This is a genomic window from Pedobacter nototheniae, assembly GCF_004335085.1.
Classification (GTDB): domain Bacteria; phylum Bacteroidota; class Bacteroidia; order Sphingobacteriales; family Sphingobacteriaceae; genus Pedobacter; species Pedobacter nototheniae.
Map to the genome: position 1 here is coordinate 43,633 of NZ_RQRS01000018.1, position 21,537 is coordinate 65,169.

Here is a 21,537-nt window from a genome sequence, read left to right on the forward strand (position 1 = left end):
GCAAAAGCACGATTAATAAATTTTATATGAGTAAAGCCGAACAAAATCGTATTAATCAGCAGTATGCCAGTCAAAAAGCATGGCTTAAATGGGGTCCATACCTTACCGATCGTCAGTGGGGTACTGTTAGAGAAGATTATAGTCCTGGTGGTGATGCCTGGGATTTTACTACTCACGATATGGCAAGGAGCAAGGCATTTAGATGGGGTGAGGAAGGATTAGCGGGCTTAAGTGACGATCAGCAATTGCTTTGTTTGGGCTTGGCTTTATGGAATGGTAAGGATGATATTTTAAAAGAACGCCTTTTTGGATTAAATAATGGCCAGGGTAACCACGGTGAGGATGTAAAAGAACTTTATTATTATCTGGATAATACACCCACGCATAATTACATGCAAATGTTGTATAAATATCCACAAACGGCTTTTCCTTATTCGCAACTTGTAGATGAAAATGCAAAAAGATCAAGACTGGAGCCTGAATTTGAATTGATGGATACCGGAATATTTGATGAAGACAAGTACTTTGATGTTTTTATCAATTATGCTAAAAATGATGTAGATGATTTACTGATTAACTACACCATTTTTAATAGAAGTAATGAAGATGCCCAACTTCATGTTTTGCCACAACTTTGGTATCGTAATAACTGGAGCTGGAATGGTGGCGCAATAAAACCCGTAATTAGTAGTATAGCACAAGATAAACTACTCTTAGCATCAGAAAAGCTAGGTAAATTATATTGCTATGCAGATGGTGATCCTGAATTTTTATTTACCGATAATGAAACCAATAACGAGCGTTTATATCAATCGGCTAATGTTTCAGATTTTGTAAAGGATGGGATTAATGATTATTTAGTAAATGGAAATAAAACGGCAATAAACCCTGCAAAAACAGGAACTAAGGTAGCCGTGCACTACACAAGGCTGGTTCCTGCGAAGCAAAGCATATGCATAAAGTTAAGGCTAACAGATAAAAAGTTAAAAGACCCCTTTGAAGATTACGATCAGATTTTTGAAGATCGTAAGCAAGAGGCCAATGAGTTTTACGCCAGTAAGCATGCAGAAGATAGTAATGATGAAGAAAAAATGCTTCAGCGCCAAGCATGGGCAGGTATTTTATGGAATAAGCAATATTACAATTATGATGTAAATGCATGGCTAAAAGGCGACGCAGGTTTGCCCAAACCAGCCGATGAAAGATTATGTGGAAGAAATTACCATTGGAGTCATTTTATGGCAAATGATATTATTCTGATGCCCGATAAATGGGAGTACCCCTGGTTTGCCGCCTGGGATCTTGCTTTTCATTGCATTGCCCTTGCACCTATTGATCCAGATTTTGCAAAGCAGCAGTTAAGATTATTGCTAAATAATAACTATATCCATCCCAACGGTCAATTACCTGCCTATGAGTGGGATTTTACAGATGCAAATCCACCGGTGCACGCATTGGCCTCTTATAAAGTATATCTGGTTGATAAAAAAGCAAAAGGAACGGGTGATTTAAAATTTTTAGAAGAAGTATTTCAGCGTTTACTCCTCAACTTTACTTGGTGGGTAAACCAAAAGGATAGCGAGGGCAACAACATTTTTGAAGGTGGCTTTTTAGGACTTGATAATATTGGGGTATTTAACAGGAGTGAACCTGTACCAGGTGGTGGTTTTTTAGAACAAGCAGATGGTACCAGCTGGATGGCTATGTATGCTTTAAATATGCTCCAAATAAGTATAGAGCTTGCTCTAAACAATTCGTTATACGAAGATATGGCGATAAAATTTGCCGAGCACTTTTTATTCATCGCAGGATCTATTGATAACATGGGCGATCATCACGTAGGCTTATGGGATGATCACGATGGTTTTTACTATGATTTATTACGTAAACCCGATGGAGATTGGGATAGATTGCGCCTTCGTACCCTGGTTGGATTAATTCCAATGTTTGCTGTAATTGTTTTTAGTGATAAAGATTGGAAAGACTTGCCAAAACTTAGAAGCCGATTAGAAGCTTTTATGTTTCAACGGCCAGATTTGGTGCAGCTGGTAAGCCATTGGGAAGATACCAGTGGAAATGATAAACATTTGTTCTCGCTTTTACGAGGCCACAGAATGAAAATGCTTTTACGAAGAATGCTTGATACCACTGAATTCCTTTCAGACTATGGCATTAGATCAGTTTCTAAAGTTTATGAAACACAACCCTATAGTTATTGGTTAAATGGAAGTGATTATTCAGTAAAATATATTCCCGCAGAAAGTGATACAGGCATGTTCGGTGGCAATAGTAACTGGCGTGGTCCAATTTGGATGCCATTAAACTATTTACTGGTTGATGCCTTAAAGCACTTTCACGAATATTATACAGATGATTTTAGGGTAGAATATCCAACAGGCTCCAATGAATATTTCTCATTGGCAGAAATTGCAGCCTTACTAAGCAAACGGATGAAAAATTTATTCCTTAAAAATGAAAAAGGTGAACGTGCGGTGTTTGGAGGTTATCCTAAATTAAACCACGATGAACATTTTAAGGATTATCTTTTGTACTACGAATATTTTAACGGTGATAACGGCAAAGGGCTTGGTGCTAGCCATCAAACCGGTTGGACAGCATTAATAGCCCTTTTATAAAACGAATAAAAAATAACAATGGAAAGATTTAAAAATAAAGTTGCTTTAGTTACCGGAAGCAGTCAAGGCATTGGTGCAGCATGCGCTTTAAGAATGGCAAGCGAGGGTGCTGATATAATTTTAAACGGACGTACGTTGGATGATCGTGGAGAAAAGCTAATAGCCCAAATTAATGATATGGGCAGAAAGGCAACTTTTCTTGTTGCAGATATTAGCCAAACACAAAATGTAATTAACCTGGTAAACGATGCCATTAAGGTTTATGGAAAATTGGATATTTTGGTAAATAATGCAGGTGTAGAAAAGAACCATAACTTTTGGGAAGTAACCGAACAAGAGTATGATTTGGTAATGGATACCAATTTAAAGGGACTTTTTTTTGGAATTCAGGCATTTGCTAAATATTGTATGGATAGTAAAAACCCAGGTACAGTTGTTAATATGAGTTCGGTGCACGAAGAAATTATCTTTCCGCATTTTGCTGCTTACTGTGCAAGTAAAGGCGGTTTAAAAATGCTGACAAGAAATTTAGCTACAGAACTTGCTCCATTTAATATTCGAATAAATAATGTTGCACCAGGCGCAATTGCCACTCCAATTAATAAAGCACTAATGGATAACAAAGAACAATTAAATAATGTGCTTAAAAATATACCGATGAAAAAGTTGGGCGCCCCAGAAGATGTTGCAGCAGTGGTTGCTTTCTTAGCATCAGATGATGCCAAATATGTAACCGGCTCTACTTATTTTGTTGATGGCGGCCTAACCTATCATTATGAAGAACAATAAAAAAGGCTATTAAACTCGTTTCAGCAACCCTAAGGTTTTATAAATTGATTATATTCGATTATAAAATCATCTATCTATGTCATTTCAAGGGTATTTAAAAACCATTAAGGAAAAAACAGGACTTACCGCTGCAGATTTTAAAGTTAAAGCCGCAGAAAAAAGCTTTACAGAAAATGATATTCTTAAGGCCAACATAAAAGCAGGTGATGTGGTAAGTTGGCTAAAGGCTGATTATGACCTCGGTCATGGTCATGCAATGGCGATTTATGCCTTGCTTAAAGGAATTAAAAACGAAGACAGCCAATAAAATCTGATCATCTAAAAAAATAATTTACTTAAAACTGTAAGAAACTTTAATAAAGACTTACTAAGAAGTAAATAATAAAAAGATGAAAAAGAAAATTTTAATAATTCCTGTAATCCTTATTGCCACACTACTAATAGTTAGCAATGTTTTTGCTCAAACTGTTGGTACAAAAACTTTTGATGTTAAAGTAACAGGCAAAGGGCAACCCATGTTATTTATACCAGGTTTAACTTGTAGCGGTGCCGTTTGGGATGAAACCGTAAGCAAATACAGCAAAAATTATCAATGTTACGTATTTACACTTGCTGGCTATGCAGGGCAAGTTCCAATTGCAAAAACACCCTATTTAGATGCCTATAAGGATGCAATTATCCAATATATAAAGGATAAAAAGTTGAATAACGTTATTTTGGTTGGTCACTCAATTGGCGGCTTTTTATCGTTGCGTATTGCTATAGAATTACAGGAGCACCTGCAAAAAGTTATTATTGTTGATGCCCTTCCATTTTTTGCAGGTATGACTAATCCAAACGCTAAAAACGGTTTTAATGAGGAGGAAGCTAAAAAGGCTTTTGCTGAATTTGAAAAAATGGATAACGCTGCATTTAAGGCAAGCCAGCTAAATACAGCAAAGTTTTTATGTGCCGATTCCACAAAGTGGGATAGGATTGCAACCTGGGGAGTAAACTCCGATCGTAAAACCGTTGCTTACAGTATGTACGAAATGTTGGGTAACGATATGCGCCAAAATATTGCCACTATTAAAGTACCTGTTTTAGTTATGGCAGCATTTGCACCCACCGCACAATACCCAGGTTTTACTAAAGATTATGTTTTATCGGCCTATAAACAACAATATCAAGCTTGCAAAACCTGTGTGGTTGATGTAACACCATCATCTAAACATTTTATTATGTACGATGCTCCTCAGTGGTTTTTTAGTGAAATTGATGCCTTTATTAAAGCAAATTAATTCATTTATAAAATGCCAGATAAGCAGGAAGAAGAATTTAATGAGTTGGTTAAAAGTAACCACGCAAGTATTTACAGAATTTGCAGGGCTTATCTTTATGATGTTTCACATGCAAATGATCTTTATCAGGAAATTTTATTCCAAATATGGAAAAGCATGCACAATTTTAAGGGCAAGGCTAAGGTAAGCACCTGGATTTATCGGGTGGCAGTTAACACCGCAATTACCTACAATTTGAAAAATAAAAAATTCAATTATGAATCCCTGCCCGATCAAATTCAATTTCCTTATGAAGATACCATGCCGCAAAAGCTTGAACAAGAAATGCAGTTAGATCATTTAAGGTATTGCATTAGTAAGCTCGAAGCAGAAAACAGACTCATCATATCCTTAGTACTAGAGAATAGAAGTTATAAAGATATTGCCGAAATAACTGGAACAAACGTTAACCAGGTGGGCGTAAAAATTAATCGGATTAAAGCACAGTTGCTTAAACTTATGCAATTAAAAAAATAATGAATTTCGACGACATTCAAAAAAGCTGGCAGGCACAACCCGTGCAAGTCAACATGGATAATAAAGTACTCAATGCCCAAAAAGATAGATGGCAAAAAAATCAGCAGAAGCTTTTTAAGGTTAATATTTGCATGAGCCTGGGCTTTTTAGCCGCAATGATAGTAATTGGTTGGGTATATTTTTCTTTCAAGGCAGAATATGGCTTACCCTTTAAAATTAGTATTGCCACCGTTTATACATTAATGATTGTGTTTTTAGTAATCAGCTGGAGAAGCTATTCCTTTAAAAAGAGAAATATCGATGATTCTAGTCAGAAATATATTCAACAACAAATTAAAATGCTCAAATGGCAAAAAGATGTAATTACAAAATACACTTGGTTTTACATTGTACTGCTGTGGCTGGCAATGGTAATGTACATTTTGGAAATTACTTTAAAAGGAACCCCAACCTTTAGGTATACTGCCTTAGCCATTACTACCTTGTACATGTTTGGAATTACCTGGTGGAATAGATTAAGAAAGCAGAAAAAACAACTGATAGAAATAAATGAATTAATTGCCGATTTGGAAAGTATAAGGCAAGGATTAAATAACGGGTAGAAAATTAAGCGATAACCATTTCTGTTAATATGGGGAAGAAGCCTAAAATAGAAAGGTTTTAAAAACGAATCTTTTTATTGAAGCCCTGAATCATTAACTTCGCCCAAAATTAATTGAGCGCATGGAGTGGAAATATTTACTATCAAATAAAAGGTACGGACAAGAACAGTATGGCGCCAGCACGGATAGGGCACGTTCTGATTTTCAGCGTGACTATGACCGATTAATATTTTCTTCACCCTTTCGCCGTTTGCAAAATAAAACTCAGGTTTTCCCGCTGCCGGGGAGTGTATTTGTACACAACCGCCTAACGCATAGTTTGGAGGTAGCGAGTGTAGCCCGCTCTATGGCTAATATTTTTTTAAACACTGTTGAGGAGAAAAACCCACAGCTAATTAAAGAAGTGCCTTTAATTAATGAAGTTGGAAACATTGTGGCTGCAGCTGCATTGGCTCATGATTTAGGTAACCCTGCCTTTGGGCATTCTGGTGAAGCCGCCATTTCAAGATATTTTACAGATGGTGATGGAAAGGTTTATCAAAAGGAAATGTCCGAATCGCAATGGCACGATTTAATTAATTTTGAGGGAAATGCCAATGCCATCCGCATTTTAACACATCCGCTAAAAGGTAAAGGGAATGATGCCTACGCCTTAACCTATTCTACTTTAGCCTCAATAGCAAAATACCCTTGCGCATCTATCGCTGGCAAACAAAAAGGAATGCTGCACAGAAAAAAATATGGCTTTTTTCAATCTGAAGAAGAAACATTTAAAAAAATTGCTGCAGAACTTAAGCTTGAAAAAGAAGAAGGTGAACACCTAATTTATAAGCGCCATCCGTTAGTGTATTTGGTAGAGGCTGCAGATGATATTTGCTATAGTATAATTGATTTGGAAGACGCCCATCGTTTAAAAATTCTTTCTTATGAGGAAGTAAAAGGGTATTTGTTGCCTTTTGCCAATTCAAAAACAATAGAAAATAGGCTTAAAAACGATTACGAAGATGATGATGCTAAAATAGGTTTGCTGCGTGCAAAAGCTATAAATACCCTAACAGTAACCTGTGCCGAAATTTTTTATAGAGAACAGGAAAGTTTGTTAAGAGGCGATTTAAACCAAAGCTTGACGGATTTAATTCCCGAGCCTTACCTTTCTGCATGGAAAGCTGTTGAAAAAGTTTCAGTAGAACGTATTTATAATTTCTCATCGGTAATCCAGAAAGAAGTTGCAGGTTATAAAATTATGGCTGGCTTGCTCGAAGAATTTGTACCAGCATTAATTAATAACAATACCCACTACTATAAAAAGCTTGTTAAACTTATTCCAAAACAATACCATACAGATTTAACTGATATTTACTCAAGAACACAAAGTGTATTGGATTTTGTATCGGGTATGACAGATTTATACGCTGTTGATTTATATCGAAATATTAAGGGAATTTCTTTTCCTTCAGAAACGTAAGGTAGGATATTCTGACGATGGTATTTTTTTTAGCCATATAAGAGATTCAAGAACATTTAAGGCTAAGTATTTACAACAGAAGAAAAGCTAAGCTACCGCATGCTAAAGCTTGGAGTACCTGTAATTTTTACCTGTGGTTGGGTATTATCACTGCACCATCTAAATGTGATCTAAGTAACGTTTTAGGATGTGATTATATACGGTTGGTGATATACACACCCAACTGCAAACCTCAAACTGTGTACTGCAAGTTCTAAACTGTCTACTGCCAATCTAAAACTACCTACTACAATTATAAAACTATCTACTGAAGGCTTAAAATTATTAATTACGATTTCAATACCATCAACTGCAAACCTAAAACTATCTACTAAAAGTTTAAAGCGTTTAATTACGAGACCAATACTGTTTACAGAAAGTTTAAAACTGTCAATTACTAAACCTAAACTGTATACTGCAAGTTCTAAACTGTCAATTGCTAAACCTAAACTGTCAATTGCAAGTTCTAAACTGTCAACTGCAAACCTCAAACTGTCTACTGCAAGTTCTAAACTGTCAAGTGCAAACCCTAAACTGTCAAGTGCAAACCTAAAACTGTCAACTGCAAGTTTTAAACTATCAACTGCAAACCTTAAACTGTTAACTAAAAGGATAGAGCTACCTGCTAATATCAAGCATTCTTTGTATATAAACCTGTATTGGAGCGGCATCCCCGATTTTTTCTATCGGAATAAAGCGGAAAGCAGGGCAAACCGTTACCGAAGTACTTCGGACATTAATTTCCAAAAAAAGGAATATAAAATGAATCCGGTTAGCCCTGCAAACTCCAATTATGGTTTAGCGGCCTTTAGCTTCATCCCATTTATTGCGCTCATCCTGCAACTCACGGGCAAGCTTACGCTCTTTCTCGTTCGCTTTAGCCTTATAATTTTGATATTCGGTATTTATCTCCTCGTAAAGCTGAGTTCTATGTTTAGCTTCCAATATGTTTTTAGTAGAACGAGCAATTACAATAAACAATGCAATAGCTAAAACTGCAATTATAGACCAAACAATAATGTTATAAGTACCCTTGGTAAATGAAATGCCTAAAAATTTAATTTCATTAACCATCGCATTGGCGCCCGCAAGCGAACTCTCTTTACCTGTAACCTCACCTTTTAAACCTGCAATAGTTGTCGCCTGGCTTTTAATTTCCTGTTTGGCCTCTACCAACTGTTTACGTTCTTTTTTTAAAGTATCAGTTACGCTTTTCCACACGGATGATAACCTCGATGGATTAATCAACCTAGCCCCATACAGGCTTTTCGATTTTGATAACATGAACTGGTACTGCCCGTTTAAGGATGGATCTGCGTTTTTAGTTGTATCCTGTTGGGCTTGGGCAAACGTGCTGTTAAGCATAAGTAATGCCACTAAACAATAAAGGATGTGTTTAAATTTTTGCATAGTTTAAATATAGGTGTTAAATCGTAAAACTACATTTTTATAAGTTCTTGGCTAATCAAATCTCGTATTGATTTGCCTTCAAATCATAAAAAGTTTTTCTACCTCATGTTTAAAATAACAATTTTATCTAAGTTTTATTATAAAATTATTTGCGATAGAGTACATTTGTTTCATGCAAATAGGAATTATTGGGTTAGGCGATATGGGTAAGCTCTATGCTTTATCATTTGTAAAAGCAGGTTACCAGGTTTGTGGTGCAGATATGCCTTTACGTTTTGCCGATTTAAAAAACGAACTGGAATCAAAAGGAGTAGAGGTATTAATAGATGGCCATGAAGTAGCCCGAAAATCAGATTTCATCATTTACTGTGTAGAAGCAGAAAAAATTGATGAAGTAGTTTCAACATTTGCCCGCTCTACCAAGTATGGAGCTATCGTAGCCGGACAAACGTCCGTTAAACATCCTGAAATTGCAGCCTTTGAAAAACATTTGCCCGCAGATACTCAGATTGTAACTTGCCACTCCTTACATGGCCCGGCTTTTAGCCCCGAAGGGCAAACCCTAGTTGTGGTTCGTCATCGTGCTACAGATGAAGTTTATGCCAGAGCATTAAAAATCTATCAATCTTTAAAATCGAATATTATTGAAATGGACGATTATAAAGAGCACGATAGGATTGTTGCCGATACACAAGCAGTTACCCACATGGGTTTTGAAAGTATGGGTTCTGCCTGGAAAAATGCAGGTTTTTTCCCTTGGGATAATCCCGCTTACGCCGGAGGGATTGATAACGTTAAAATTTTAACAACACTCCGTATTTTTAGCTATAAATCTCACATCTATGCCGGTTTGGCTATTTTAAATCCATATGCACAAAAGCAGGTTAAATATTATGCGCAGGCAGAATCTGAATTGTATAAACTGATGATTTGTGAGAATGAAACCGAATTTAGAGAAAAGATATATGCCGCCCGAGATTTCGTGTTTCACGAAAGTCGCCAGTTGTTGTTGCTTGATGATAACATTATGAAAGAATTTAGCCTTTCTGATGCCTCGCACAAACAGAAACCAAATACGCACCTTAGTTTGTTGAGTATGGTTTATGCCTGGTATAAAATGGGGGTAAATCCTTACGACAATTTAATTTGCCAAACACCACCTTTTAAATTGCGTTTGGGCATTGCAGAGTATCTTTTTAAAAATGAAGAAATGCTCGAAGAATCAATTCATACCGCTTTATACGATAAATCAATCCGCGGTGATGATTTAGAATTTCATACAGCAGTACACGAATGGGCATCAATTATTGGTTATGGTGATTTGAAAGGGTATAAGGAACACTTTGAAGCCGCAAAATCGTTTTTCGCCAACCGCTTAAATGATGGCCGAGATTTAAGTGCCGAAATGATAAGAAGATTAGGGAAATAGGCTGAGTTATTTATGAAAATAAAGCTAGAAAAGCCTGAGCTAATTTCGCTGCTGAAAGTAGAATTAAATGAGATAGAGGCCCTTTGCGTTTTATATGATTCAGGAAAGGTAGATGCCATTCATGATATGGCAAAAGCAATTGTTAAGGTTTTTCATAACAATGAAAATTCAAAATCATTATTAAGCCAACTAAAGTTAACGCATTTGCCTGTTTACTGCAGTGCAGATACTTATAATCCAAAAAGTTTAATCAATTATCTTGGTCTGTTAAAATTAGAACACAAGATAGAATTAGGTTGGAATTATTATCCAAAGTTAGAGCATGTAGCATTAAAACCTGTTTCTCAGGATAACTGGTGGCAAAATAAAAAGATAGTGGTTGATTCTCTTGGGATTCCTTATACAAGAGCCAAAATTATAAAATTAGTCTCTACTAATGCTAGCGACTTGGAGAAGATGGATACCTCAGGATGGAAAATTAAAGGGGAAAAAGAAATTAAAATAAATCCGATTCCTGGCACCATTAGGCAGATTGCCTACGAATTATTAGAATCTTTTAAAGACATAGATCTTACCAAAGAAAGTAAATTACATCATAAAGTATAGAAGGTTTTAATTTTTATTGATTACCTAACTTTCGCATACTAGATGATCTACCACAAAGATCAATTATTCAAAATTCTATTTTATCCCCTTAATATATAGACTTTATTTTATTGGTTTAATCCTTCGTTTAGCCAAAATAAGTACTTTATATTTGCCGCCATGTCGGTATTGCTGTTTACCCTTATTGTTTTAATTGGAGCCTTTGTGGCAGGTTTATTAGGCTCGTTAACAGGCTTGGGCGGTGGTGTAATTATTATTCCATTACTTACTTTAGCCCTAGGTGTAGATATTCATTATGCTATTGGAGCATCCATCATCTCCGTTATTGCAACATCATCAGGCTCCGCTGCCGCTTATGTAAAAGAAGGGATAACCAATATAAGGATAGGCATGTTTCTTGAAATTGCAACAACCGTAGGTGCCGTTTGTGGTGCTATTGTTGCCGTTTACTTAAATCCAGATTATATAGCAGTTATCTTCGGATGTATCTTAATTTTTTCAGCAATTATGACATTGAAGAAAAAGGTAGATCATACCACACAAGACGATACCGATAAATGGGCAAGATTTTTTAAACTAAATGGTTCATACCCCGATAAAGGAACAGAACATACCTATGCAGTTAAAAATGTACCAGGTGGTTTTTTTATGATGCTTTTTGCAGGTACACTTTCAGGGCTGTTAGGTATTGGAAGCGGTGCACTAAAAGTAATTGCAATGGATAACATTATGCGGTTGCCATTTAAGGTATCAACCACAACCAGTAATTTTATGATGGGCGTTACCGCGGCAGCAAGTGCAATTGTTTACCTGCACCGTGGGCAGATAGATCCAGGTATAGCCATGCCAGTTTGCATCGGTGTTTTAACTGGAGCAACAATAGGCTCTAAAATTTTGGTTAAAACTAAAACAGATAAATTGAAAGTTGTTTTTGCAGTTGTTGTAATTTTTCTGGCCATTCAAATGATTTATAAAGGTTTAAGCGGCGCAATGTAATGAGTACAGAAAAGAAAGAAAACTTAAACGATAAAGATATTCAGCTTATACTAGGCACACTTTTACGAGCCGGTGTAATCATTTCTATGAGCATTGTGCTGGTTGGCGGCGTAATTTATTTAATCCATAATAAGGGAGCTATAACCGATTATAAAGTTTTTAAGCCAGAGCTTTCAAATTTCTCTACAATTGCAGCAATTTTCAAAGGAGTTTTAACATTTCACGGCGATGCAATTGTGCAATTCGGCATACTTATGCTAATCTTTACACCAATTGCACGTATCGTTTTTGCATTATTTAGCTTTTTAATAGAACGAGATTACCTTTATGTACTCATTGGTTTAATCATATTAGCCATCATAACCATCAGTTTAAATGGTGGTTTAGCACATTAACAATCCTTTTTAAGCTAAGTACCCATCTATCAGCAATTTATTTGAAAAAATATTTGGCTAACTATTTGAAAATTAATAATTCTTGTCTATCTTTGCCGTCCCTTTCGGGGGATGCACAACCACCTTGAACGAAGCCCTACTGCTTCGATGGGTGTTAAAATTAAAAGATAAAATGTCAGGAATTATTGGAAAAAAAGTAGGAATGACCAGTATCTTCGATGCAGACGGACGTAATATTCCATGTACTGTAATCGAGGCTGGGCCTTGTGTAGTTACACAAGTGAAGACCGAAGAAAAAGACGGGTATTCATCTATTCAATTAGGATACGATGAGAAAAAAGAGAAAAACACAACTCAACCGTTAAAAGGCCATTTCGCGAAAGCAAACACAACTCCAAAACGCAAGCTGGTAGAATTTGACTCATTTACAACTTCACTTAACTTAGGTGATGTAGTAACTGTTGACGCATTCGCAGAAGGCGATTTTGTTGATGTTGTAGGTACCTCAAAAGGTAAAGGTTTTCAAGGTGTTGTAAAACGCCACGGATTTGCCGGTGTTGGTATGCAGACTCACGGTCAGCATAACCGTTTACGTGCCCCAGGTTCATTGGGAGCATCATCATTCCCTTCACGTGTATTCAAAGGAATGCGCATGGCTGGAAGAACAGGTGGAGACAGAGTAAAAGTTCAAAACTTACAAGTTTTGAAAGTTTATGCTGAGCAAAACTTATTAGTAGTTAGTGGTTCCATTCCAGGAGCTAAAGGTTCTTACGTAATCTTAGACAAGTAATCAGATGGAAGTTAAAGTATTAAACATTTCAGGTAAAGAAACAGGTGCCAAGGTGCAACTTCCTGAATCGGTATTTGGTATCGAGCCTAACGACCACGCGATTTATTTAGATGTAAAACAGTATTTGGCTAACCAACGTCAAGGTACTCACAAATCTAAACAACGTAATGAGATTGCTGGTTCAACTCGCAAACTATACAAACAAAAAGGTACAGGTGGTGCCCGTGCCGGTAGCATTAAATCTCCATTATTCAATGGTGGTGGTCGTGTTTTCGGTCCTCAGCCACGTGATTACAGTTTTAAATTGAACAAGAAATTAAAATCATTAGCACGTAAATCAGCTTTAGCTTATAAAGCAAAAGATAACAACGTGGTAGTTTTAGAAGATTTTAACTTCGATACAATTAAAACTAAAAACTTTACAAATTTAATCGCTGCGTTAAACGTAGGTAACGAAAAAACTTTGTTGGTTTTACCTGCACAAAATAATAATATCTATTTATCAAGCAGAAACGTTCAGAAAACTAAAGTAATTACTGCAGCAGATTTAAATACTTATGATGTATTAAACGCTGGTGTACTTGTGTTAACTGCAGATTCTGTTAAAACTTTGGAGGAGGCGTTTGCCAAGTAATATGGAAATTTTAAAAAAACCAATATTAACCGAAAAAGCTTCAGCTTTAACTGAGAAATCTAACCGTTTCACTTTTAGCGTTAACCACAAGGCTAACAAAATCCAAATTAAAGCAGCTATTGAAAAATTGTACGGTGTTACTATCGTTGCAGTTAACACAATGGTTGTTGATGGAAAAGCTAAATCACGTTACACTAAAGCAGGTTTTGTATCAGGCCGTAGCCCTAAATACAAAAAAGCAATCGTAACGTTGAAAGACGGAGAAACAATAGATTATTACGCAAATCTTTAATTTAATTATTAATTATAACTATGGGCTTAAGAAAATTTAAACCAGTTACTCCGGGAACCCGCTTTAGAGTAGGGGCCAGCTTTACGGAGATTACAGCAACCAAGCCCGAAAAATCATTGGTTGTATCATCAAAAAAGTCTGGTGGACGTAACAATACAGGAAAGATGACTATGCGCTACATGGGTGGTGGTCACAAAAAATCTTACCGTTTGATCGATTTCAAACGTGATAAGTTTGATATTCCTGCAACAGTAGCTACTGTTGAATACGATCCAAACCGTACTGCCCGCATCGCATTATTAGTTTATGCAGATGGCGAGAAGCGTTACATTATTGCTCCTGAAGGATTGCAAGTAGGTTCGAAATTAGTTTCGGGCGATACAGCAGCTCCAGAAGTAGGTAACACTTTAAAATTATCAAACATTCCATTAGGTTCCATCATTCATAATGTTGAGATCCATCCTGGAAAAGGAGCGCAATTAGCTCGTAGTGCAGGTGCTTACGCACAATTAGCTGCCCGCGATGGTAAATACGCTACTTTGAAAATGCCTTCAGGCGAAACCCGTTTAATCTTGACTACTTGTCTTGCTACTATCGGTGCTGTATCTAACTCAGATCACGCAAACGAAGTATTAGGTAAAGCTGGTCGTAAACGTTGGTTGGGCCGTCGTCCGAGAACTAGACCGGTAGCGATGAACCCAGTAGATCACCCAATGGGTGGTGGTGAAGGTAGATCATCAGGTGGTCACCCACGTTCAAGAAATGGTATTTTAGCTAAAGGCTACAAAACCAGAGAACTTAAGAAATATTCTAATCGTTACATCATAGAGAGAAGGAAGAAATAATGGCTCGTTCGATAAAAAAAGGACCTTATATTGACCATAATGTAGAGAAAAAAGTAAACTCTATGAATGATGCAGGTAAAAAAACTGTAATCAAAACTTGGTCTCGCAGATCAATGATTTCTCCGGATTTCGTAGGTCATACATTTGCAGTACACAACGGAAATAAATTTATCCCTGTGTACGTAACAGAAAACATGGTTGGTCACAAGTTGGGAGAATTTGCTCCAACCAGAACATTCAGAGGACACGCTGAAAAGAAAAAATAATTAGACAATGGAAGCAATAGCAAAATTAAACAATTGTCCAACCTCACCGCGTAAGATGCGTTTGGTTGTAGATCTTATCAGAGGTGAACGTGTAGAAAAAGCATTAAGCATTTTAAAGTTTACCAATAAAGAAGCAGCAATAAGAGTTCAAAAATTATTATTATCTGCAATTAAAAACTGGGAAGCTAAAAATGAAGGTGCCCGCCCTGAAGAAAGTCAACTATTTGTGAAAACAATTATGGTTGATGGAGGCCGTCAGCTTAAACGCTTACGTCCTGCACCTCAAGGCCGTGGATATAGAATTCGTAAACGTTCTAACCACGTAACGCTGATTGTAGATAGTAAAAATACAGAAACAACTCAAAACTAATTTTAGGAAATGGGACAAAAAGCAAATCCAATAGGTAACAGGTTAGGTATCATCAAAGGATGGGATTCTAACTGGTTCGGTGGCAACAACTACTCCGATAAATTAGTTGAAGATGAGAAAATAAGAAAATACCTTTCTGCCCGTATTGCAAAAGGCGGTGTTTCAAAAGTAGTTATCGAACGTACGTTAAAACGTATCACTGTAACTATCCACACAGCTCGTCCAGGTATTGTAATCGGTAAAGCAGGTGCAGAGGTTGATAAAATCAAAGAAGAGTTAAAGAAATTAACTAAAAAGGAAATTCAAATTAACATCTTTGAAATTAAACGCCCTGAGCTTGATGCACAATTAGTTGCAGAAGGTGTTGCAAAACAATTAGAAGCAAGGATCTCATTCCGTAGAGCAATGAAATCTTCTATCGCATCAACAATGCGTATGGGTGCTGAAGGTATTAAAATCATGACTTCTGGTCGTTTAGGTGGTGCTGAGATGGCACGTACCGAGCAGTACAAAGAAGGAAGAGTGCCTTTGCATACATTCCGTGCTGATATTGATTATGCTTTAGCTGAAGCTTTAACTACTTATGGTAAAATCGGTGTTAAAGTATGGATCTGTAAAGGTGAGGTTTATGGAAAACGTGATTTGTCTCCAAACATTGGTGCAGCAAACAACGGTCCAAAAGGCCAATCAGATAAACCAGCATTCGGTGGAAGAGATAACAGAGGTGGTGGAAGAGATAACCGTGGCGGTGGTAACGACAGACGTGGTGGAAACCAAGGCGGTGGTCGTGGTCCAGGCCAAGGTGGTGCAAACAGAGGTGGAGGCGCAGGCGCTAACAGAGGTCCTCGTAAATAATTGATTTATTAACAACATCGTTTAACGATTAGAACAAAATAAAATGTTACAGCCAAAAAGAACGAAGTTCAGGAAGATGCAAAAAGGCAGAATGAAAGGTTTAGCTTCACGTGGAGCTGAATTAGCATTCGGATCTTTTGGTATCAAATCTTTAGAAGCCACTTGGATCACAAGTCGCCAGATAGAGGCTGCCCGTATTGCCGTAACTCGTTTCATGAAACGTGAAGGCCAGGTATGGATCAGGATTTTCCCGGATAAACCGGTAACTAAAAAACCTGCTGAAGTACGTATGGGTAAAGGTAAAGGTGCTCCTGAGTACTGGGTTGCAGTAGTAAGACCAGGACGTGTAATTTTCGAAGCTGAAGGTGTGCCTTTAGAAGTTGCTAAAGAAGCATTACGTTTAGCAGCACAAAAATTACCAATCCAAACAAAATTTGTAGTACGTAGAGATTACGTAGAAGCATAGTAAAGATTTAAGATGAATGTTGTAAATACTTGTTTTTTATAACCGCTACACTTAAACGTAAAAGAAAAATAAAAATGAAAAATTCAGAAATCACAGGGCTTTCAAAAGAAGAATTACTAGCTAAGATTACGGAAGAAAAAGAGAACTTATCAAAATTGAAGTTCGCTCACACTATTTCAGCTATCGAAAATCCTTCACGCATTGCAAAAGTAAGGAAAGATATAGCCCGTTTAAATACTGAACTGACTAAAGTGAAAAACGCTGAGTCAGCTACTGAAACTAAATAATTTGAGAGTCGAAATGGAAAGACAATTAAGAAAAACAAGAACCGGGTTGGTGGTGAGCAACAAGATGGATAAATCTGTTGTAGTGAGCGTTGAGCGTAAAGTAAAGCACCCGATTTATGGTAAGTTCGTTAAGAAAACTACCAAATTTATGGCTCACGACGAGAAAAACGAATGTGGTATCGGTGATACTGTATTAATTATGGAAACTCGTCCTTTGAGTAAAAATAAGAACTGGAGATTAGTACAAATTTTAGAGAGGGCTAAATAAGATGGTACAACAGGAATCAAGATTAAACGTTGCTGATAATAGCGGCGCAAAAGAAGTATTAGTTATTCGTGTACTAGGTGGTACAGGTAAACGTTATGCTTCAATTGGAGATAAAGTAGTTGTTACCGTAAAAAGCGCATTACCTTCAGGTAATATCAAAAAAGGTACGGTTTCTAAAGCAGTAGTTGTTAGAACTAAAAAAGAAATCCGTCGTAAAGATGGTTCTTATATTCGTTTTGACGATAATGCAGCAGTATTATTAAACGCACAGGATGAGCCACGTGGTACACGTATCTTTGGCCCGGTTGCGAGAGAGTTGCGTGAAAAACAATTCATGAAGATTGTATCATTAGCACCGGAGGTATTATAAAATGGGAAACAAAGTAAATACACCATCAAAATTAAAAATCCGCACAGGAGATTTAGTTAAAGTAATTGCTGGCGATTCAAAAGGTCAACAAGGAAAAGTACTTTCAGTACAAATAGATAAAAACAGAGCCATTGTAGAAGGCATTAACTTAGTATCTAAACATACTAAACCAAATGCTGCAAATCCAAACGGTGGTATTATTAAAAAAGAGGCTGCTCTTCACATTTCTAACTTGATGTTGGTTGATCCAAAATCTGGTAAAGCTACCCGCGTTGGTCGTAAACTAAATGCTGATGGTAAATTAGTTAGAGTTGCTAAAATTTCAGGAGAGGAGATTAAATAATGGCTACACCTAGATTAAAAAGCAAATACAAAGAAGAAGTTGTAAATGCATTAAAAGAAAAATTCCAGTACAAAACTGTAATGCAGGTTCCTAAATTGGAAAAAATCTGTATCAATCAGGGTGTTGGTCGCTTTTCTGTAACAGATAAGAAGATTATGGATACTTCTATCGTTGAATTGACAACTATTACTGGTCAGCAAGCGGTAGGAGCAAAATCTAAAAAAGATATCTCTAACTTTAAGTTACGTAAAGGTATGCCTGTTGGTGTACGTGTTACTTTACGCGATAACAATATGTATGAGTTCTTAGATCGTTTGATCTCTGTAGCTTTGCCACGTATTCGTGATTTCAAAGGTATTAATGATAAAGGTTTTGATGGAAAAGGTAACTACACTTTAGGTGTTACTGAACAAATCATCTTCCCTGAGATTAATATCGATAAAATCAATAAAATTTTAGGTATGGATATAACTTTCGTAACTTCGGCCAAATCTGATGTAGAGGCTTTAGAGTTATTGAAACAATTCGGATTACCATTTAAAAATCAAAAAACAGCAGAATAATGGCAAAAGAAGGTGTAAAAGCACGCGAAGTTAAGCGCCAAAAATTGGTAGCTAGATACGCTGAAAAACGTGCAGCTTTAAAAGCAGCAGGAGATTTTGAAGGTTTAGATAAATTACCTAAAAACTCTTCTCCAGTACGTTTACACAACCGTTGTAAATTAACTGGCCGTCCACGTGGATATATGCGTACCTTTGGTATTTCAAGGGTAACATTCCGCCAAATGGCATTAGACGGTAAAATACCAGGTGTTAAAAAAGCATCTTGGTAATATAGCTTAGAGCTGAAAGCTTAAAGTCTAAAGCGAATAAACCCGCTTTAGGCTTTAGTCTTTAAGCTTTTTGCTTAAAAAAAGAATTTTAACCGATAGCAGGTCCCATCGCCGGGTGGTGACAGGAAACCACTATCAAAAACAATAAAAAATGAATACAGATCCAATAGCAGATTATTTAACAAGAGTAAGGAATGCCATTAAGGCCAACCACAGAGTTGTAGAAATTCCTGCATCAAACCTTAAAAAGGAAATTACTAAAGTACTTTTTGACAAAGGTTACATCGCGAATTATAAATTTGAGGACACTACTGCTCAAGGCACAATTAAAATTGCTTTGAAGTACAATCCAATAACTAAAATTCCTGCTATTCGTACATTAGTGCGAGTAAGTAAACCAGGTTTGAGAAACTATGCAGGCGTTGAAAATATGCCAAGAGTATTAAACGGTTTAGGTATCGCAATCTTATCTACTTCTAAAGGTGTAATGACTGATAAAGAAGCAGCCAAATTAAATATTGGTGGTGAGGTATTGTGTCACGTTTATTAATAATTAGGAGAACAGCACAATGTCAAGAATAGGAAAAGCCCCAATTACAATCCCTGCAGGTGTTACAATTACTGTATCAAAAGATAACGTAGTAAGTGTAAAAGGCCCTAAAGGTGAATTAACACAAGCAGTAGATTCAGATATCACTGTAAGTCAGGAAGACGGAATTTTAACAGTAAACCGTCCTTCAGAACAAAAGAAACACAAAGCATTACATGGTTTATACCGTTCATTGCTTAACAATATGGTTATTGGTGTTACAGAAGGTTATAAATTACAACAAGAATTAGTAGGTGTTGGTTACCGTGCTACAAACCAAGGTAATACACTAGATCTAGTTTTAGGTTATTCTCACCACTATGTATTTCAATTACCAGAAGAGATTAAAGTAACTACTACATCAGAAAAAGGTCAAACTCCTAAAATTATTTTAGAAAGTATTGACAAACAATTGATTGGTCAGGTAGCTGCGAAAATCCGTTCGTTACGTGCACCAGAGCCATATAAAGGTAAAGGTATCAAGTTTGTAGGTGAAGTGTTAAGAAGAAAAGCAGGTAAATCAGCATCTAAAAAATAGTAATCATGGCAGGTAAAAAATTATCAAGAAGAGATCGTATAAAAAAAGGGATCAGAAAAAGACTTACCGGTTCTGAGGAACGTCCAAGGTTATCTGTATATAGAAGCAATAAAGGTATTTATGCTCAGATAATTAACGATGTAACCGGTACAACAATTGTATCAGCATCATCTTTATCTAAAGATTTTTCTGGCACAGGAAATAAAAGCGAACAATCAGTAGCTGTAGGTAAATTAGTTGCCGAGAAAGCAATCGCTGCAGGTGTAAAAGAAGTTGTTTTCGATAGAAATGGCTACTTATACCATGGTCGTATCAAATCGTTGGCAGAGGGTGCCCGCGAAGCTGGTTTAGTATTTTAATCTGAAGAAAAAGTAAGATGTCAACTATCAATATAAAAAGAGTAAAAACCACCGATATCGAATTAAAGGATCGTTTGGTTAGTATACAACGTGTTGCCAAAGTAACTAAAGGTGGCCGTACTTTCAGCTTTTCAGCAATTGTTGTTGTAGGTGATGAGAACGGTGTTGTAGGTTACGGTTTAGGTAAAGCGAAAGAGGTAACTGAAGCAATTGCAAAAGGTGTGGATGATGCTAAAAAGAACTTAGTAAAAGTTCCAGTTTTAAACGGTACTGTTCCTCACGAGCAAATCGGTAAATTCTCAGGTGGTTTTGTTTTAATCAAACCAGCTGCAGTAGGTACAGGTGTAATTGCAGGTGGTGCAATGCGTGCTGTTTTAGAAAGTGCTGGTATTCATAACGTACTTGCAAAATCTAAAGGATCATCTAACCCACACAACGTGGTAAAAGCAACTGTTGATGCATTAACTAAAATGCGTGATGCTTATACAGTAGCTCAAACTCGTGGTGTAGATTTAAACAAAGTATTTAACGGATAATATTATGGCTAAGATCAAAATAACACAAGTAAAAAGCGTTATCGACAGAAGCGAGCGCCAAAAAAGAACCGTTCAAGCTTTGGGTTTATCTAAAATGAACCAAAGTGTTGAGGTAGAGGCTACTCCGCAAATTATCGGAATGGTTAGAAAAGTAAACCATTTGGTAGCAGTAGAAGCTATATAATTTTTTTAAGTTTGTATCCGTTATTGTAACGGATACAAATTTTTATTATTAATCGTTGTACCTGTTTAGTGAAAGCGAAGGGCAACACAAATTCAAAAAAATGAATTTAAGTAATTTAAAACCTGCAAAAGGTTCTACAAAAAACAGTAAGAGAATTGGTCGTGGTACAGGTTCAGGCCGTGGTGGTACTTCAACTCGTGGTCACAAAGGTGCTGGTTCACGTTCTGGTCACTCAACTAAAATCGGTTTCGAAGGTGGTCAAATGCCTTTACAACGTCGTGTACCTAAAGTTGGTTTCAAACCAATTAACCGTACCGAGTATGTTGGTGTAAACTTAGATGTTTTGCAAAACTTAGCTGAGAAATTCAGCTTAACAACTATCGATTTTGCAACTTTGCAAGAGCACGGTTTAGCTTCAAAAAATGACTTAGTAAAAGTATTAGGTCGTGGTGAAGTTAAAGCAAAATTAGAAGTTACAGCACATGCGTTTTCTGCAACCGCACAAAAAGCTATTGAAGCAGCAGGTGGTTCAATTGTAAAATTGTAATTA

General features: G+C 36.6%; 33 protein-coding genes. 31 read left to right on the forward strand and 2 right to left on the reverse strand.

Annotated elements, in window-relative coordinates; genetic code table 11:
- Positions 1-26 precede the first annotated feature (26 nt).
- The 7 genes from EHC72_RS15680 to EHC72_RS15710 all read left to right on the forward strand — a co-directional run bounded on the left by EHC72_RS15680 (position 27) and on the right by EHC72_RS15710 (position 7,288).
- On the forward strand, positions 27-2,636 hold the full coding sequence (locus EHC72_RS15680) for an MGH1-like glycoside hydrolase domain-containing protein (protein ID WP_131538644.1): 2,610 nt from the start codon (positions 27-29) through the stop codon (positions 2,634-2,636).
- Between the two features lie 18 nt (positions 2,637-2,654).
- Positions 2,655-3,425, forward strand: a complete 771-nt coding sequence (locus tag EHC72_RS15685) for an SDR family NAD(P)-dependent oxidoreductase (RefSeq protein ID WP_131538646.1) — start codon at positions 2,655-2,657, stop codon at positions 3,423-3,425.
- A 76-nt stretch (positions 3,426-3,501) separates the two neighbouring features.
- Positions 3,502-3,732 (forward strand): DUF4287 domain-containing protein, encoded by a 231-nt coding sequence (locus EHC72_RS15690; RefSeq protein ID WP_131538648.1) that lies wholly within the window; start codon positions 3,502-3,504, stop codon positions 3,730-3,732.
- Between the two features lie 82 nt (positions 3,733-3,814).
- Positions 3,815-4,705: an alpha/beta fold hydrolase gene (locus tag EHC72_RS15695; RefSeq protein WP_131538650.1), complete on the forward strand. Its 891-nt coding sequence runs from the start codon at positions 3,815-3,817 to the stop codon at positions 4,703-4,705.
- A gap of 12 nt (positions 4,706-4,717) precedes the next feature.
- A complete protein-coding gene (locus tag EHC72_RS15700; RefSeq protein ID WP_131538652.1) occupies positions 4,718-5,221 on the forward strand; it encodes an RNA polymerase sigma factor in 504 nt (167 codons plus the stop codon).
- A complete protein-coding gene (locus tag EHC72_RS15705) occupies positions 5,221-5,823 on the forward strand; it encodes a hypothetical protein (protein ID WP_131538654.1) in 603 nt (200 codons plus the stop codon). The genes EHC72_RS15700 and EHC72_RS15705 overlap by 1 nt, the downstream gene beginning before the upstream one ends.
- Positions 5,824-5,944: 121 nt before the next feature.
- Positions 5,945-7,288 (forward strand): deoxyguanosinetriphosphate triphosphohydrolase, encoded by a 1,344-nt coding sequence (locus tag EHC72_RS15710; protein ID WP_131538656.1) that lies wholly within the window; start codon positions 5,945-5,947, stop codon positions 7,286-7,288.
- A gap of 182 nt (positions 7,289-7,470) precedes the next feature.
- Here EHC72_RS15710 and EHC72_RS15715 read toward each other — a convergent pair whose 3' ends face one another.
- Positions 7,471-7,962 carry a hypothetical protein gene (locus tag EHC72_RS15715; protein ID WP_131538658.1) on the reverse strand — a complete coding sequence of 164 codons (492 nt, stop codon included), beginning with the start codon at positions 7,960-7,962 and terminating at the stop codon, positions 7,471-7,473.
- Between the two features lie 163 nt (positions 7,963-8,125).
- Positions 8,126-8,737 (reverse strand): hypothetical protein, encoded by a 612-nt coding sequence (locus EHC72_RS15720; protein WP_131538659.1) that lies wholly within the window; start codon positions 8,735-8,737, stop codon positions 8,126-8,128.
- 172 nt (positions 8,738-8,909) lie between these two features.
- On the opposite strand from EHC72_RS15720, the gene EHC72_RS15725 reads away from it, so the two are divergent.
- The 24 genes from EHC72_RS15725 to rplO all read left to right on the forward strand — a co-directional run bounded on the left by EHC72_RS15725 (position 8,910) and on the right by rplO (position 21,534).
- Positions 8,910-10,166, forward strand: a complete 1,257-nt coding sequence (locus EHC72_RS15725; RefSeq protein ID WP_131538661.1) for a prephenate dehydrogenase — start codon at positions 8,910-8,912, stop codon at positions 10,164-10,166.
- A gap of 12 nt (positions 10,167-10,178) precedes the next feature.
- Entirely contained in the window at positions 10,179-10,772 is a 594-nt protein-coding gene (locus EHC72_RS15730; RefSeq protein ID WP_131538664.1) for a hypothetical protein, read from the forward strand.
- A 159-nt stretch (positions 10,773-10,931) separates the two neighbouring features.
- Positions 10,932-11,768, forward strand: coding sequence for a sulfite exporter TauE/SafE family protein (locus EHC72_RS15735; protein WP_131538666.1), 837 nt, complete (start codon positions 10,932-10,934; stop codon positions 11,766-11,768).
- Positions 11,768-12,163, forward strand: a complete 396-nt coding sequence (locus EHC72_RS15740; protein ID WP_131538668.1) for a DUF1634 domain-containing protein — start codon at positions 11,768-11,770, stop codon at positions 12,161-12,163. Before EHC72_RS15735 ends, EHC72_RS15740 begins: the two co-directional genes overlap by 1 nt.
- A gap of 172 nt (positions 12,164-12,335) precedes the next feature.
- Entirely contained in the window at positions 12,336-12,953 is a 618-nt protein-coding gene (rplC, locus tag EHC72_RS15745; protein ID WP_131538727.1) for a 50S ribosomal protein L3, read from the forward strand.
- Between the two features lie 4 nt (positions 12,954-12,957).
- On the forward strand, positions 12,958-13,587 hold the full coding sequence (rplD, locus tag EHC72_RS15750) for a 50S ribosomal protein L4 (RefSeq protein ID WP_131538669.1): 630 nt from the start codon (positions 12,958-12,960) through the stop codon (positions 13,585-13,587).
- 1 nt (position 13,588) lies between these two features.
- Positions 13,589-13,879 (forward strand): 50S ribosomal protein L23, encoded by a 291-nt coding sequence (gene rplW, locus EHC72_RS15755; protein WP_131538670.1) that lies wholly within the window; start codon positions 13,589-13,591, stop codon positions 13,877-13,879.
- 20 nt (positions 13,880-13,899) lie between these two features.
- The gene (gene rplB / locus EHC72_RS15760) at positions 13,900-14,724 is read left to right on the forward strand and encodes a 50S ribosomal protein L2 (protein ID WP_131538671.1); all 825 of its coding nucleotides are present in this window, start codon (positions 13,900-13,902) and stop codon (positions 14,722-14,724) included.
- Complete coding sequence (gene rpsS / locus EHC72_RS15765; protein WP_131538672.1) at positions 14,724-14,990, forward strand: 30S ribosomal protein S19; 267 nt, start codon at positions 14,724-14,726, stop codon at positions 14,988-14,990. The genes rplB and rpsS overlap by 1 nt, the downstream gene beginning before the upstream one ends.
- 7 nt (positions 14,991-14,997) lie before the next feature.
- Positions 14,998-15,360 carry a 50S ribosomal protein L22 gene (gene rplV / locus EHC72_RS15770; RefSeq protein WP_131538673.1) on the forward strand — a complete coding sequence of 121 codons (363 nt, stop codon included), beginning with the start codon at positions 14,998-15,000 and terminating at the stop codon, positions 15,358-15,360.
- A 9-nt stretch (positions 15,361-15,369) separates the two neighbouring features.
- Positions 15,370-16,215, forward strand: a complete 846-nt coding sequence (gene rpsC / locus EHC72_RS15775) for a 30S ribosomal protein S3 (protein ID WP_131538674.1) — start codon at positions 15,370-15,372, stop codon at positions 16,213-16,215.
- Between the two features lie 43 nt (positions 16,216-16,258).
- The gene (gene rplP, locus EHC72_RS15780; protein ID WP_010599903.1) at positions 16,259-16,681 is read left to right on the forward strand and encodes a 50S ribosomal protein L16; all 423 of its coding nucleotides are present in this window, start codon (positions 16,259-16,261) and stop codon (positions 16,679-16,681) included.
- Between the two features lie 74 nt (positions 16,682-16,755).
- Entirely contained in the window at positions 16,756-16,968 is a 213-nt protein-coding gene (rpmC, locus tag EHC72_RS15785; RefSeq protein WP_131538675.1) for a 50S ribosomal protein L29, read from the forward strand.
- Positions 16,969-16,981: 13 nt separating this feature from the next.
- The gene (rpsQ, locus tag EHC72_RS15790) at positions 16,982-17,236 is read left to right on the forward strand and encodes a 30S ribosomal protein S17 (protein WP_010599901.1); all 255 of its coding nucleotides are present in this window, start codon (positions 16,982-16,984) and stop codon (positions 17,234-17,236) included.
- Between the two features lies 1 nt (position 17,237).
- Positions 17,238-17,606 (forward strand): 50S ribosomal protein L14, encoded by a 369-nt coding sequence (gene rplN, locus EHC72_RS15795; protein ID WP_010599900.1) that lies wholly within the window; start codon positions 17,238-17,240, stop codon positions 17,604-17,606.
- A 1-nt stretch (position 17,607) separates the two neighbouring features.
- Positions 17,608-17,949: a 50S ribosomal protein L24 gene (gene rplX / locus EHC72_RS15800; RefSeq protein ID WP_131538676.1), complete on the forward strand. Its 342-nt coding sequence runs from the start codon at positions 17,608-17,610 to the stop codon at positions 17,947-17,949.
- Positions 17,946-18,512, forward strand: coding sequence for a 50S ribosomal protein L5 (rplE, locus tag EHC72_RS15805; RefSeq protein WP_131538677.1), 567 nt, complete (start codon positions 17,946-17,948; stop codon positions 18,510-18,512). Before rplX ends, rplE begins: the two co-directional genes overlap by 4 nt.
- Positions 18,512-18,781 carry a 30S ribosomal protein S14 gene (gene rpsN, locus EHC72_RS15810; RefSeq protein ID WP_010599897.1) on the forward strand — a complete coding sequence of 90 codons (270 nt, stop codon included), beginning with the start codon at positions 18,512-18,514 and terminating at the stop codon, positions 18,779-18,781. Before rplE ends, rpsN begins: the two co-directional genes overlap by 1 nt.
- Before the next feature lie 151 nt (positions 18,782-18,932).
- The gene (gene rpsH / locus EHC72_RS15815; RefSeq protein WP_131538678.1) at positions 18,933-19,331 is read left to right on the forward strand and encodes a 30S ribosomal protein S8; all 399 of its coding nucleotides are present in this window, start codon (positions 18,933-18,935) and stop codon (positions 19,329-19,331) included.
- 19 nt (positions 19,332-19,350) lie between these two features.
- A complete protein-coding gene (gene rplF, locus EHC72_RS15820) occupies positions 19,351-19,908 on the forward strand; it encodes a 50S ribosomal protein L6 (protein WP_131538679.1) in 558 nt (185 codons plus the stop codon).
- 5 nt (positions 19,909-19,913) lie between these two features.
- Positions 19,914-20,267 (forward strand): 50S ribosomal protein L18, encoded by a 354-nt coding sequence (rplR, locus tag EHC72_RS15825; protein WP_131538680.1) that lies wholly within the window; start codon positions 19,914-19,916, stop codon positions 20,265-20,267.
- 17 nt (positions 20,268-20,284) lie between these two features.
- Positions 20,285-20,803, forward strand: a complete 519-nt coding sequence (gene rpsE / locus EHC72_RS15830; RefSeq protein ID WP_131538681.1) for a 30S ribosomal protein S5 — start codon at positions 20,285-20,287, stop codon at positions 20,801-20,803.
- Between the two features lie 4 nt (positions 20,804-20,807).
- The gene (rpmD, locus tag EHC72_RS15835; protein ID WP_131538682.1) at positions 20,808-20,987 is read left to right on the forward strand and encodes a 50S ribosomal protein L30; all 180 of its coding nucleotides are present in this window, start codon (positions 20,808-20,810) and stop codon (positions 20,985-20,987) included.
- Between the two features lie 100 nt (positions 20,988-21,087).
- Positions 21,088-21,534, forward strand: coding sequence for a 50S ribosomal protein L15 (rplO, locus tag EHC72_RS15840; protein ID WP_131538683.1), 447 nt, complete (start codon positions 21,088-21,090; stop codon positions 21,532-21,534).
- The last annotated feature ends 3 nt before the right edge of the window (positions 21,535-21,537 follow it).